9 protein-coding genes and 1 pseudogene are annotated in these 15,373 nt (G+C 37.8%); 2 read left to right on the forward strand and 8 right to left on the reverse strand.

The features are described from left to right. Positions 1–10: 10 nt before the first annotated feature. Both E6H07_01305 and E6H07_01310 read right to left on the reverse strand, forming a co-directional pair. On the reverse strand, positions 11–382 hold the full coding sequence (locus tag E6H07_01305) for a four helix bundle protein (GenBank protein TMI64584.1): 372 nt from the start codon (positions 380–382) through the stop codon (positions 11–13). Between the two features lie 14 nt (positions 383–396). After that, complete coding sequence (locus E6H07_01310; protein ID TMI64585.1) at positions 397–2,907, reverse strand: L-rhamnose mutarotase; 2,511 nt, start codon at positions 2,905–2,907, stop codon at positions 397–399. A 265-nt stretch (positions 2,908–3,172) separates the two neighbouring features. Between E6H07_01310 and E6H07_01315 the strand changes: the two genes are divergently transcribed. Next, the gene (locus E6H07_01315) at positions 3,173–4,954 is read left to right on the forward strand and encodes an ABC transporter ATP-binding protein (GenBank protein ID TMI64586.1); all 1,782 of its coding nucleotides are present in this window, start codon (positions 3,173–3,175) and stop codon (positions 4,952–4,954) included. A gap of 90 nt (positions 4,955–5,044) precedes the next feature. On the opposite strand, the gene E6H07_01320 is transcribed toward E6H07_01315, so the two are convergent. After that, the gene (locus tag E6H07_01320; GenBank protein ID TMI64587.1) at positions 5,045–6,478 is read right to left on the reverse strand and encodes an OmpA family protein; all 1,434 of its coding nucleotides are present in this window, start codon (positions 6,476–6,478) and stop codon (positions 5,045–5,047) included. 543 nt (positions 6,479–7,021) lie between these two features. On the opposite strand from E6H07_01320, the gene E6H07_01325 reads away from it, so the two are divergent. Further along, positions 7,022–9,091: a hypothetical protein gene (locus E6H07_01325; GenBank protein TMI64588.1), complete on the forward strand. Its 2,070-nt coding sequence runs from the start codon at positions 7,022–7,024 to the stop codon at positions 9,089–9,091. A 21-nt stretch (positions 9,092–9,112) separates the two neighbouring features. Here the strand turns inward: E6H07_01325 and E6H07_01330 are convergent, their stop codons facing one another. From E6H07_01330 to pdxA, 5 genes and pseudogenes are all read right to left on the reverse strand, one after another. After that, a complete protein-coding gene (locus tag E6H07_01330; GenBank protein TMI66433.1) occupies positions 9,113–9,877 on the reverse strand; it encodes a sugar phosphate isomerase/epimerase in 765 nt (254 codons plus the stop codon). Positions 9,878–9,934: 57 nt separating this feature from the next. Continuing rightward, positions 9,935–11,311: pseudogene (locus E6H07_01335) on the reverse strand (acetylxylan esterase). 200 nt (positions 11,312–11,511) lie between these two features. Beyond that, the gene (locus E6H07_01340; GenBank protein TMI64589.1) at positions 11,512–13,053 is read right to left on the reverse strand and encodes a sodium/solute symporter; all 1,542 of its coding nucleotides are present in this window, start codon (positions 13,051–13,053) and stop codon (positions 11,512–11,514) included. A gap of 48 nt (positions 13,054–13,101) precedes the next feature. Further along, complete coding sequence (locus E6H07_01345; GenBank protein TMI64590.1) at positions 13,102–14,181, reverse strand: hypothetical protein; 1,080 nt, start codon at positions 14,179–14,181, stop codon at positions 13,102–13,104. A gap of 72 nt (positions 14,182–14,253) precedes the next feature. Then, positions 14,254–15,255 (reverse strand): 4-hydroxythreonine-4-phosphate dehydrogenase PdxA, encoded by a 1,002-nt coding sequence (gene pdxA / locus E6H07_01350; GenBank protein TMI66434.1) that lies wholly within the window; start codon positions 15,253–15,255, stop codon positions 14,254–14,256. Positions 15,256–15,373: the final 118 nt, after the last annotated feature.

Below are 15,373 nucleotides of genomic sequence, written 5' to 3' on the forward strand. Positions count from 1 at the left end.
AAATGATGAATTATTTTTTACTATTATTTTTCTTTGCTGTCAAAATGCTATTTCTGATAATTTTCAACAACTCCGACGCTTCAACTTGAATTGATTCAAACTCTTTCTCGTTAAGTAAACCTACTTCCTTCAACAATTCAAGCCAATAAATTGTCTCATCGGTTTCTTTTTGAGCAATTGATAATTTATATATAAAATCACTTTTACTCGAAGCATTATAAGCTTCCCTCACATTTGCACCAATCGAAGTGCCGCTCCGTAAAATCTGCTTACTCAAAACATATTCCTTTTTCTGTTCAACCAAATATTGATTGAGTTTGTAAATCCTCACAGCAAAAGCAAATGACTTATCCCGCAATATGTTTTTCTTCTCATTCATAATTCATCATTCATAGTTTATAGTTGCCGCAAGAACACCCAAGTTTCATTCGGTTTCGTCCCCTCAATCCCTTCCTGGTATTTACCCATTATTTTATTCCATTCAACCATCTTTGGATTATTTTCTACTGTCTTTGGATTTAATGCATCCAAACTTTCCCCTTTTGGAATACTGATCACCAGCACTAATTGTCTTCCGTTTCTGAATAATAATAACTGTTGAAAGTTTGCATTGCAAAATCCTCTTGCTATATCCGGCCATTTTTCAAATTGCGTGGCATGATAATCCAAATATTCCTGTTGCAATTTTTTATCAGCTACCAAATTTGCTGTCAGCAAAATATGCTGCCATTCTTTTGCAACCGATTTATCAGCACAATGTTTTTTCTTGCTGTACTCATAAAATAGATCATGATATACCTTTACATCAGCTTCAGGAAAATTATTCTGTAGCCTTCCCTGCATTACCCCGGCATCCTGAACCTTTGCATAGATCACATAATGGTTTTGCCATTGATAGACTGCTGAACTGTCAATATTATTTTTATTCAATAATTGTTTCAGTTTAGTAACATCCAGTGATTTATTTTCTTTTACTATTAATTCAATTACTTCGCTATGTTCTTCATTAATAGCTTGCTTAACGGTTGCAGAAGTTTTTTCTTTAGCCAGATATTTAAACTCAGCCTGCACTCCTGCATTCAATTTTACATTTTCATTCACCATCGGCCCATTATTGCTCCATTCATTATTTGGCCCATTTGCGTTTTGCAAAAACTTTTCCGAAGGAGCCCAGTTATTTTTTACAGTAATGCCAGATGAACCTTCATCAGTGTATATATAAAACCAATGCGAAGGCAGGTGGGCATATGGAGCCTTATAAATGCTATCAATATAATTTTCGCTGATAACAGAACCCGGTTGTGCACTCAATGTATAAATACCGCTGCAATCATAATTATGTTTGCCGTAATGATGGATCTTGTTGCCAATAATTCTATTATTTTCCATTGCATTTGCCGCAGCCGTCCAACCCCAACCCATACTGATACCGCTATAAGAAACATTCTCCACTTCATTATTCTCAATCCTGCTATATCGGGTATAACCAATTCCTATTCCTACACAGCTCCAATCTTCGTTTGCAACATCGGTAACTAAGTTATTTCTGATTGTCATTGCATCACAAACCTCTCTTACATCTATTGGGTTATAAGGCAAATGAATTTCATGCCCGGCGTCAGAATAAACCCCTGCCAACAATCCCGTGCCACCAATATCTTTAAACAAGTTACCTTGTACGATATTATCATAAACACCTTTATGATAATCCAACCCGGTTGATGCCAGGTGTTCAAAGCGACAATTATCGAAACGGGTATCGTCTGCAAAGGATATTTCAACAGCAGCAGCAGGACGTCCTATCCATGCCTGGTTATCCAATCCCAGTTTTTCTTTCGTGCCTGCAGGTCTTAGTTTATAGGCCTCCGTCATATACATTCCTGCCTGGTGAGGCACAAGGCCAAAATGTGAGGGCCGCAACCAACCACTATGCTGAAATGAAATTCCTTTAAAGGAAATATCTTTAACACGCCGGTCCATCGTTCCTTCTACCTTAACCAACGTTTCCAAATAAGGAGCAACAACAGAAGCAGTTGATAAATTTTCACCGCTACGTGGCCAATAATAAATTTTTCTATTAACCACATCGAGCCACCATTCACCCGGCTCATCCAAAAACTGTAAAGCATTCACCAAATAAAAAGCAGAGTTGCCTGTTTCTTTCGACAGCCATGGCGCAGGCCAGGGATGTTCATTTTGTATTTTACTTTCCGGCTGATGAAAAAATAATTGAGTGCTGTCGCCATGCACTTCCATCTTTTTTATACGCAGCATCGCAATAGCCCACCACTGGTGAATAAATAATTCAACACCCGCCGCACTATTCAACAAAGGGAATCGCGGAGTCGGTATCCAGCAGCTTTCATCTTTTTTACTCCAATTCAAAATGCGAAGCATCCCATCACCATTCACACTTTTTGCTCTTACTGCTTTCACACCATTCACCCATAACTGGCGAAACTCAAACAACTCGCCATTCATCATCGGCACATCGGACACCCACACATTTCCTTTCGCCGCGTTAGACAAACCCGTTTTTTGCGACAATAATTTTTTCCAGCCATTTATCATCACACCGCCGCTAAACACCGGCTGTTCACCCGCAGCCGCTTCAATAAAAGTCGGGCTATCGCCACTTCCCGCATCTTCTGAACGAATAAGAACAGTTTCATGCAACACATATACACCGCCACGCAAAATGATATGAATACCCCCGCTCACCGATGCATCATTCAACCGCCGAAGCTCTCTTGCTTTGCGTAATGCACCGGAAATTGTGGCGAGAGGTTTTTCTTTGGTGCCGGGATTGCTGTCGAGCCCGTTGGTTGCCACCCATAGTTCGGCGGCAATGCCGGCAAGAGCAGGCAATACCAACAAAAGAAGCAGGCAAAATCGCAATCGCATCATGAACGTAAATTGGCTGTTAACGGCCCTGAAAATTTTCCGGAAAATACAACTAAATGTAGCCCGATGTAAGCCGCTGAAAAAGGGGTGTATTTATTATAAAGATGGAGGATTTTCCTATTTCCCTTTGCCGGCTGCTGAATGGTAAGGTTATTTTTATTGGGTCGGCTGAATTGCTACAGCATTTAAAAACAATTAGAATATCTTCTGGTTAGGAAACAATGTTTGCCGTTTATTTTAAATCTTATTAATAGGTAGATTGCAGCGTATGACAATTGGCAGTCTATTTAAACAGCTCTGGCCTTATGTAAAACCTTACAGAAAACTTGTAACGGCGACGCTTATACTTACTGCCATCGGTTCTTTTGCCGCACAGGTAAATGCACTTATTCTCCGCTATACAGTAGATCATATCAATGGGCTTGCTTTGGCGAATCAACCGTTGAGTGAAGGATTTTCTTTATTGATCACAATTAGCATTGTGCTGTTGGCAAAAGAATTGGTCAATGCGTTTGTTCAGTTTGGACAAAAATTTTATGGAGAAAAATTACGTATTTATGTTTCCCGTGATCTTGCCCAGCAGATAATTGAAAAAGTTCTAAGCTACAGGATGGCTTTCTATACTTCATCCGAAAATGAAAGTGGTAAACTGCAAACACGTATTGACCGCGGAATAGAAAGTCTTACACGGCTGGTACAGAATTTTTTTATTGATATACTTCCGTTGTTTGCCAATTCTGTGGTAGCGCTGGCACTTATGTTCAATGCAAACAAATATGTTGGACTGGTTGGGCTTTGTATCATACCCGTTTATTTTTATATCAGTCAGTTGCAGGCAAAGAAGTTAGGCGGGTTTCGCCGGCGTATGAAAACGTACAGGGAAAATAAAAGCAGCGGTATCATCGGCATTATTGAATCTATTACCGTCATTAAATCTTTTGTTCGGGAAAAGGAAGAATCGGAAAAACAAAATGCACTCCAGCTTGAGATGACGGGCAACCAGATGCAAACAAGAAAACTGAGTTTTATTTTTGACGGCGCTAAAAATTTTATTGAACAGATCGGCGTGGTGATTATTATTATTCTTACCGCTTACTTTGTACTGAAAGGGAATATGACTGTTGGTGCTATCATGTTCCATATACTTTTATTTAATAATGTATCTGCTCCCATTCGCCAGTTGCACCGCATATATGATGAAGTAAATGATGCACTTGTTTATTCTGAAGGTTTCTTTGATATTATGAATGCGAGTGATGAGAAAGAAGAGTCCGGCACTTATATCCCTGAAAAAATAAAAGGTCATTTTGAAATAAGGAATGTATCATTCACCTATCCAAATGGTACACAGGCTTTGCATAATGTAAGTGTCACTATCGAACCAGATAAAAGCAATGCGCTGGTGGGTTTATCAGGGGCAGGAAAAAGCACACTTATTAACCTGCTTGATAAATTTTACGAACCTACAACTGGTGAAATATTCTTAGATGGAGTCAACCTCAGGGATTATAATACAAAGGAATTAAGAAAAGAGATAGGTCTCGTATTGCAAAAGAACCATATTTTCAAAGGAAGCATTGCTGAAAATATTGGTTATGGAAAACCCGGTGCTTCCGTAGAAGAGATACAGGATGCAGCCCGTAAGGCATACATACATGACCAGGTAATGCAGTTACCGATGCAATATGGATCAGAAGCAAAACTTTTATCGGGTGGTCAGCAACAGCGTATAGCTATTGCCCGGTTGTTTTTAAAAGATCCTTCTATTATTTTTCTCGATGAACCAACTGCAAGTCTTGATGCGATTGCAACGGAACAAATAAAAAATAGTCTTGATGCTATAAAGAAAAACCGTACCGTGATCATTATTTCACATAGTATTTCACAGATTATAGATGCAGATAAAATCATTGTAATGGAAAAAGGTAAAGTAGTTGAACAAGGAGATCATGAAACAGTATATGATAAAGCAGGAACGTATAAAAAGATTTTTGATGCCATGGCGCATAGCCTGAATATTGAGAAAATAGCAAAGACGCTTGACGATTAAATGTTTTTTCTTGCTTCTTGGTTCACAAAATATCATAAAAAAGGAGACCGAAATTCAGTCTCCTTGTAATCGTCTTAGGCAAAAATTATTTTAATACATCAGTTTAATTTCCACTCTGCGATTTTTTGTACGTCCTGCAGCAGTCGTATTATCAGCTATCGGCATTGTTTCGCCAAATCCTTCAGTTGTTATCCTGTCGGCACTTATTCCTTTATTTACCAAATATGTTTTTACAGCTTCTGCACGGTTAGTACTTAGCGTCATATTCTTAGCATCATCACCTGCATTATCCGTATGTCCTTCAATTTTTGCTTTCAGATCCGGGTTTTCATTCAGGATCTTCACAATATTATTCAACGAAGCATTTGATTTTGTCATCAGCGTTACTGTAGTTCCTGTGAAAACAATATTCTGCGCATTTGTATTTACAACTCTTGTGAGCTTATCACTTACTTCTCCTTTTGTTTCAGGGCAACCATCATTTGCAGCTATACCAGCTACATCAGGGCATTTATCCAGTTCATCATTTATACCATCACCATCTCTGTCAGGAACAGGGCAACCATCATATTTAGCAGTACCTGCCTGGCTCGGACATTTATCCAGTTCATCATTTATGCCATCACCATCTGTATCAGGTATCGGGCAACCATTGTATTTAGCAGTACCTGCCTGGTTAGGACATTTATCCAACTCATCATTTATTCCATCACCATCTGTATCGGGTATCGGGCAACCATCATATTTAGCAGTACCTGCCTGGCCGGGACATTTATCCAATTCATCATTTATACCATCACCATCTGTATCGGGTATCGGGCAACCATCATATCTTGCTAAACCAATTACATTCGGGCATTTATCATTCGGGTCAGATACACCATCACCATCAGAATCAGCCGGTACTTTTTTTCCAAACAATTTTAATTTCAAACCTGCCTGAATATTTTGGTTTTTATACTCCAGTGGCTGAGCTTCATTTTTTTCATTCATATTACTAAAGCCATGAATATAACGTCCGAAAAGAGTCACTCTTCCATGCGGAAGAATTTCCAATCCCGCAAAACCTGAAAAACTGGTTTGATTAAAATCATTTTCCTGCGCAGTACTGCCAGTATTATTTTTTACTTTAGACATGAAGTCGACCTGTGGTCCGGCTGTTATTGCAAATTTATCACTGAGACCAAATTTCAATAAAAGAGGCACGGAGATATAGGTGATGTTCCCATCTTTCAAAAGTACGTTTGCTGTACTGTTGGTAAGATACCGGTAGGAACTATGCATTACCTGCGGCTCAATAGAAAAATTATTTGATACAGGGAAATTCACCCATCCCCCGGCGGACCAGCCTGTTTTTGTTTCATAGTCAATATTGTTAGGATTATCGTTTGTGATCCTGAATTGACTAAAATTAGCTGCTCCCAGTAATCCACCGGAAACAGTGTAATGTTCCTTTACGATGTTCTGCGCATAGATAAGATTGATCGCACAGCAGCACAGAACAAAGAGAAATGTTTTCTTCATAAAAAAAATTTAGATGATTAAAATACCTGACTATTTCAGGGTCTTACATTATTATTAAAATTGTTTATACTCTTATGCGTAGGAAGATAGGATCACAGGCAAATCTTTCTTTGTTGGTTCAGGACAATGAAATTTTGTAATTATGATCTTTGTAGTGGCCTGTAAAATTTTTCATAAATATTTTCAGTGTAGAGATTCCAAATTCTATACCAATACATTTTTATCGTGAATATACCCATCAATGGTTTTTTCAATAAAATCGATATAATGATGGGGAATTAAAAACATGGGGAAAATAATCTACGTAAAAAAAATTCTTTTTTATCCTGATTAAAAGATGGAAATAAAATAAAATATACGATCAAATCTTTTTTACTCACAGTAAAACAATCGCTAACTGAGTGAGTTATCTTTTAGCCATTGAATCTGGCACGTTTTTCAAAGGTTATACCCATTGAAATTACCCAGTGTGGAATTTTTTTTATGCGCAAATTATTTTTTTATTTTTTTTGTTTGTCTTGTTTGTTGCAACCTTTTTATTCAATGGTTGCACAAACGCCACTATCTCCTGCCACACAATTGAAAGAAGAACAGAAAAAACTGCTTCATAACATTAATATTATTTCAATTGATTCTGCTATCGTTCGCAGGCTTACCCCTTTTATTCAATCACAGGTAGATAGCATACGCTTATTTATATATGCAGATAAAGCATTGCCCGCAGCGGAAAAAGAAAAAGCAGAACAGAGCCTCCTGTTTTTTTTAAATGAGATGGGTGAAAATATTTTGAAACAGAAAATGGATGTTTATGATATCCCCGGTGCGATAGGATCTTATAAGAACATTTTGAAAGCATTGATGTATCATAGATCATTTACAGGTATGATGACGGCACCGGGGCCGCGGCGTAGTCAATTGCTGGCAAGAGCATTCAGGCAGTATAAAGATTTTCCTTTGCTGGATGATATTGCTGTATATAAACGTATAGCCTCCACACCTGAGTTTATTGTGCAGTTCCTGGAAAATCAACCGGGGTTTCGTTATGCTGATTCTTTAATGATCTATGCAGCAGTTTATGATCCATTGAAATTAACAAGTAGCTCAGGTTTACAAAACAATATCCGGCATACAAAAAATATATACCTGCAGCAAATTGTTGCGTTGGCCGGAGATAAAAATGCAAAAGAATTACTACCATTTGCAACACAAATTGCAGAGAACGGCATTACAGCGGATTCAGTACTTAAAATAAGGATGGATGTAACTAAATACTTTCAATTGATGGTAGATAGATTGAAAGAATCTGGGGGAAGAAATAATTCAGCTGATATTTTCCGGCAACTGATACGTAATGGCGTTAAAGAAAAATCTCTTTCGTTTTATGTGAACCATATCAATGATCAGCACAGTGCTGCCGATGCAATACGTTTTGCCCCGGTAAAAGATCTTCGTCCCGAGGATATCTATTATATCATTACCAGTTGTGGTGATGAATTATATACATCAAGTTATCTCGGTTTGTATAAAAGGCTGATGGCACATTTCAAAGGACAATCAGCGGATTCATTGTTCAGCATTGTACAGTATGATAATTTCCGAACTTTTATGCGGATGGCAGCCAATTATAATGTGCTGGCAAATTTTTTAAGTAGTATGTCACAGGAGAAAGCTGCAGAGTTATTAAAGCGATTCATTTACGGAATAGAAACGGATACACATTCAGGATTAGAAAAAGCGATGGATATTGCTGATGCTTTTACAGGGTTGGATTCTGTTGCATGGGTTAGTGATCAGATACAAAATGAATTACGTTCCAACCTGCATCGTTGCCAATCCGGTCAGCAATATTTTGGTATGCGGTTATATAGTATTTTGTTGCAGGTACTTGACCTGGTAAGACAAAAGAATTCCTTCAATAAATTATGGGCAACACTTGGGAATTATGAAATACTGGAACGAAAAGCGTTGCAGAATAAAAAAGCAGAGATCATTCAGCTGGTTTTATTTTACGGAGATGATGACGGCATTGCCTCCTTCAGTAATTTTAAAAAGCTGTTTATTGATACCAGTAAATGGGAAATTTCTAAACGAACATCCTGGATAAAAATTCGTTCCCGATCTGACGAGCCTGTGATCATCTATGCTAATTTGCCATTGGATAATAAAGAGGAGCTGGATCTGAAAGCACAGGATTCTTTATTTGATTTCTTAAAGCAGCAATCAGAAGAACCTTCGGTTTTAATTCATCGTGGTCATAGTTATCATTTAAGCAATACTTTAAAAGGACTCACTCCATCGGTTAAGCTTGCAATATTGGGTTCATGCGGTGGTTCTAATAATGCTATCAGTATTGCCAGTATCAGCCCGGATGTACAGATTATTGCTTCTAAGAAAACCGGGACCAAATCTATTAATGATCCGCTTATTGATATAATTAATGAATCCCTGCAGAATAAAAGAGATCTTAATTGGTCTGCTTTATGGGATGAGTTGACGTCGAGGTTTGCAAAAGATGAGTCAACACTCAATCTCTTTAACGAGTATATTCCCCCCAGTAAAAATGTAAGCCTTTTTGTACTTAAATTATTTAATCACAGCAACCGGACTCTTTAGTATTAAGAAAGCTGGTAAGTCTTACTCCTGAAACACTTTCTTCAAATACATTGTATTCGCCCCATAATTATATTTTGTATCTGAAGGTTTTTTAGCATCGCGGCTGCGTTCAATAACCAGCCAGCCGGTATAACCCATTTCATCCAACGTCTTTTTTACTTTGTACATATCGATTTGCGGATCGTTCTCCAGCCATACACTGTCTTTGTTGGTTGCATGTATCATACAAATTCTATCCTTCCCTAAAATTTTTAATTCACTTATCAAATCCCTTCCTTCTTTCAGTGGATTGGAGAAATTAAAATAGATCTTTATAGCAGGTGAGTTTATTTCTTTCAGCAGCTTTACTTCTTCAGTTGCTGACAAAGCGGTTTCAATGCCAATCACCACGCCGGCGTCTTGTGCCATTTTACCGGCTACTTTCAACCTGGCAATAACAGAATCTCTTACTTCGGGTTTCTTTTTTAAATCACATTGTACACCCAATGGAAGAAAAGCTGTTTTTACATTCATCAGCTTCATGGTCTTTATACAATCTTCAATGCTGCGTTTATATTCTTCTCTCCCGCAAAATGATTGAGCATAATAGCCTGTCATCGCCAAGGAGAATATTTCGACATTATTTTCTTTTGCTGTCTTTAAGAACTGGTTGCGTACAGAATCAATCAGCAACTGGTTATCGAATGTAGGCCTTGTACCGAGACCACCCATATCTACTTCTACCCCATCTGCTTTTAATTGTCCAGTTAATGTAATAGCACCGAGCTTTTGTCTTTTCAGCAGCATCAAATCAATCAACCCGATTTTATATCGTTGGTTACTCTTCGCTTTTTGTACTTCGTCGGCAAATAACTTTTCAAGGTTATCAAAACCTTTTACTGCATGAGCTGGTAATTTTTCACCTTTATCACCAAAAACATAAAAAGCATTTTCAGCTTCGAGTGTGATGCTTGTATCAACAATGCTTCCATCTCCCGCTTGTATCGGTTTTAAATTCAGACTGAGATATTTTGCAAAGAACTCATACACTGCCTTACGTTTACTAAAACCAAAATCATGTTTATCGTTGGGCAAATGAACATTTATCACATTATCAGGCTTTCCATACCAGCTATACATTTTTTTCAAATAAGGAAAATCATGTTCAGGCATTCGATCTGTCCAGTCGCCACCATCACTCACTACTAATTGCGGTTGCGGTGCAGCCATTGCTGCAATCTCCATATTATCTGTACGGCCCATGCAACCATGCACATTCTGTCCGCTCTCACATGGACAACCGCCATAGAAATAAGAGGAAAGATTAACAACAGGTGCAGAAACTTTTATTCTTTTATCCAGCGCTGTCATAAATACTGTATGCGTACCACCGCCGCTGCCACCAACTATTGCTACTCGACTCGTATCTGCATCTTTTTGTGATAAAAGATAATCAAGTATGCGGATACTAGCCAATGTCTGTAGCGTCATTGCTAAACTCTGACGATGAAATTCATATTTGAATTGAAGCGTTGACTCCCCCCAGGCAAACATGTCGTAATTAAAGATCATCGCTCCCATTTTTGCAATGGCTGCTGATGTGTACTGGCAATCGGCTCGATAACGATGCTTATCCCAATGTCCCTGTGGATGTAAAACAACAGGAATTTTTCCTTTATATGTTGCCGGTTTATATAAAGAACCATTTACCCAAACACCGGGTAATATTTCTATGGCTAAATTTTCAATCGTATAGCCATTCATTTTTCTAAAGTTGGCTCTGATGGGTGCTGTGCGGGGCGATGCAGGAAGATGCGTTAATTGTAATGCTTCGAGTAAACAAGGTTTTAGTTCTGCTTTTCTTTTTTCCCATTCATCTATTGTTTTGTATTGTGATGCGATACGATCGAGTTCGGCCCAGCCTTCTTCGGGACTCCAGCGATAGTACTCATAGTTGCTCAACTTATAAACCTTGTCTTTTTCTTTCTTTACTTTCATATCAAATAATGAAAGAATATTATTCAATGTAGCTTCAACATCTGTTCTGTATCGCCAGTCAGCGTAGTTCACAAATTTGTCAGCAACCATTTTTTCGTCATACTTTATTTGTATGCCATATTGCTTTTGTATATCATTCAATACTTCCTTGAGTGGTTTGCGATAATTGTTCTCCGTATTTTGTTGTGCTGATAGATTTAACCACAGAGAGATAAACACACAGAGGATGAAGAAAGGCTTCACGCAAAGGCGCAAAGAACTCGCAAAGACGCAAAGAGAGTTTGAATTATCACTTTGCGTCTTATGTATTAAAATCTTTGCGTCTTTGCGTGAAATAAAAGCTGAATAGCGAACCGAACGTACAAGAGTGCGACGCAACGGAAGCATCATAGTAGCAATTCGGCTGGTTACATATTTAAAAAAATCTTTCATGTTATACTGTTTTACAAATGCCGGTTTGCTTTCCAGCTACTGTATAATAAATTTTTCTCAAGCACGGGTTTTGGAAAGAACAAGCTGGCGATATATCCGACCACAATCACTACGAGGTGGCTGTACACACCGAGCATGAGTTTGTGATGCGTGAAATTAAAATTACCTAAATCGAGCAGCAGTTGCGGATTTTTTACACCGACGGGTGTAGATGTAAGAAACGCATAAGCCGTAAATAAAATACAGGTGATGATCCCGATATTAACTCCCTGCCGGTTGGCTCTTGCACTGAAGACACCCAATAAAAATATTCCCACAATACCTCCTGAAAAAATTGCATATACGGTAAAGATCAAATCAATTATCCCGCCACTGCTAAACTTTAAATAAAAGTACCCCATTCCTATTGCGAAAAAGCATGATAAAAGCACCATCATTTTACTTGCATATAAGTTTTGCTTATCGGATCTATTGGGCCGAAATTTTTTATAATAGTCTTCCATTCCAACTGCGGCATTTGAATTAATATCGGCACTTAAACTGCAAATAGCTGCACTTATTAAAGCAGCAACAATAAAACCAATTACCCCGGTTGGTAAATTGGTCATCATGAAATAAGGAAAAACGGTTTTGGCAGTAACATCGGCAGGCAGTGCATTTTGCTTGTAGTAAACAAACAAAGCTGTACCAATAAACATAAAAATTGTCCATATGGGAACAGTTAAAAAAATCCCCATTAACGATGCTTTGATCGCCGATTTATCCGACTTGGCTGTAAGGTAACGTTGTACTACTGTTTGGTCCGTTGCATATTTTTGAATAGCATAAAATGCTCCATTGATCACCAAAACCCAAAATGTAAGTCTATCTAATTTGAAATCATAAGGTCCAAAACCGGCACGGCTATTTTCATTAGCCACTTTTATTGCTTCAGGCACCCCGCCTTTTATTGAAAACAATAATATGCCTAAGCAAATAAACCCACTTGCAAATAACATAAATCCCTGGAATACATCAAGCCATATTACAGCCTGCATACCACCTTTTAAGTTTAAGATGATCAACACCATTCCTACACATAATAAAATAAAGATGGGATTAATATTTGTTAGCTTATGAATGGCTAATGCAACTAAGGTCAACACAGAGCCCATACCGGCAAACTGTCTGATGATAAATGATGATGATGAATAATAACGGGCAAATTTTCCAAAACGTTTTTCAAAATATTCGTATGTACTTAAGCCAATTACTTTACGAAACAACGGTACAATAAACCATATAGAGCCCAACAGCACTATTGGCACCATGTATCCTTGTAATAAATAGATCCAGTTGGATTGGAAGCCCTGTTCAGGATATCCTAAAAAAGTATTGCTGCTTATAAGCGTAGATAATAATGATAAACCCAAAGCCCATGAAGGAAAATTACCTTTTGAAAGAAAATAGTTTTCAGTGGTATTTTGTTTTTTGGCAAAGCGAAAACCCAAATACAATGTAATTCCTAATACAATTAAGATGATGAGATAATCTATGGCATGTAAATGATTCATTTCAATCGTTCGTTTTCCCACAAAGGCACAAAGGGCACCAAGCAGGTTTTATGAATACAGTCTTAATATTTCTTCTGGCAATTCATAGCTTCCCGGTTTAACTGTTATAAACAAATCCTTTGCTTTCATCCTTACTACTCCACGCTCCAATTCATTCACCGGTGAAAGTTTTTTTATATCCAATTCCTGTAAAATAGCAGCAGCTGTTGAACCTCCTTCAATAAATATTTCCTTTATTGATTCTCTCTCCACTATTTCTTTTATAGCTTTTGCCATATTAGTTCTTAATGATAAAGCAGAAACGTCGGTTTTATCAATTGCAATAACAGCTTTATGTCTTTGTTTTATAATATCCCCTGTTGTTTTCAACCAATCTTCATTAACTACTTCAGGTAAATATGAACCACAACCCAGCTTCTTTATAAATTCTTTTCTTTCTTTAAATGCAGTACCGCATACATACAGATGAGGCAACTGGGTTTCAAATTCCTGTTTTGGCCTCGATTGATAATTTCTATCCAACAGTGCTGTATAGAAATCGCCTGCACCTGCGAACATCCAGCTATTGTCCAGTTTATTTGTCCATTCCTTAATATCTTTTTCATTTGAGGCTTCACCAACAACAAAGCCGTTTGTTGGCAATACTTCAGAATGTTTTAATACTCTTACTGAATCATCATTTACTATTTCTTTTATTAAAGAACTCTTTATTGGAAATTCCGGGTCAGTAGTGAATGCAGTTTCATTGATTCGTTTGCCTTCAATAAAATATTCCCCGTTCATGATTGTTCGACCGAGTGATGGATTAGCAGGAAGTATAAAGGCCTTATTGAAACCTGATAACTCCATCTGTACTTTTAATTCATCAATTACATAACCTCTTAAAACCGAATCAATCTTTTTATAAATAAAACTTGGTTTTAAGGAAACAACTTTACTAACCGCATCAGTTGTAACCTTTAACGCTTCTTCTTTTTTCAAAGACCTGCTGTCTGTAGAAATAATCAAAACATCTGCATCTGTACTTATTTCATCATGCAGGCAAACACTTATTTTTAAGCCATAGCGAAGACTTATACCAGCCAATTCAGCTGCACCGGTGAAGTCATCTGCTATAACTGCAATCATACAAAATGATGAATGATGAACTATAAATGATAAATCTTAATCTTCACAAATTCATCATTTATCATTCATAGTTTATAGTTTGTTTTTAGTTAACTGCACCGCACTCTCGATCGCCAGTATCATCGCATCTGCACTCGCTATTCCTTTACCCGCAATCTCGAAAGCAGTCCCATGATCAACTGATGTGCGGATGATAGGTAAACCCAAAGTAATGTTTACTCCTTTCACACTATCCATTTGTTGCTTTTCCGCATTCCATTTAAAACCGGCCAACTTAAAAGGAATATGCCCCTGGTCATGATACATGGCTACCACACCACCATAAGCTCCCATGGCTGCTTTGGCAAACATGGTATCGGGGGGTACGGGCCCTTCTACATCATAACCCAAACGTTTTGCTTCCTGCACTGCCGGTAAAATTTCCAAATCATCTTCGGTGCCAAATAAACCACTATCACCAGCATGCGGATTCAATCCTGCGACGCCGATTTTTAGATTTGTTTTGCCGAGACGTTTCAATCCATCAACAATCAATTGAATCACCTGTACAATTCTATCTTTCTTTACCAAATCACAAGCCTGGCGCAACGACACATGTGTACTTACATGAATCACATTGATATTATCCTCCACCAGCAGCATGGCATATTTTTTTGTGCCAGTATAATGCGCATAAATTTCTGTATGCCCTGCAAAATGATGGCCCGCTTCGTTAATTGATTTTTTATTGATCGGGCCAGTTACTGTTGCATCTACTTCCTTTGCAATCGCCAATTCAATAGCCTTCTTCACTGCCTGGAAAGAAGCTTCACCACACATTGCATTAATTTTTCCAAATTCAAGTTTGCTGATATCAGTAATATTCAAATCAAATACATCAATAGTTCCCAGTTCAAATTTTGCATCCGATACTTTGCTGACTGTATTTACTTTTACACTCAACTTTAGCTTGATGATGATTTGTTCAAAAACTTTTGCATCCCCAACTAAAAGCGGTTTGCATATCTCATGAATTGATTTTTCCTGTAATGCCTTCACGGCTATCTCCGGTCCGATACTGGCCGGATCACCCATAGTAATTGCTATAATTGGCTTACCCCCATCCCCTAAAGGGGAGTTATGAACACTCTTATTTTCCATTTTCCTTTGTATACAACTTTATTTGTTATCCGTTAAGTAAATAAACTACAAG

This window comes from Bacteroidota bacterium, assembly GCA_005882315.1.
Classification (GTDB): Bacteria; Bacteroidota; Bacteroidia; order Chitinophagales; family Chitinophagaceae; genus VBAR01.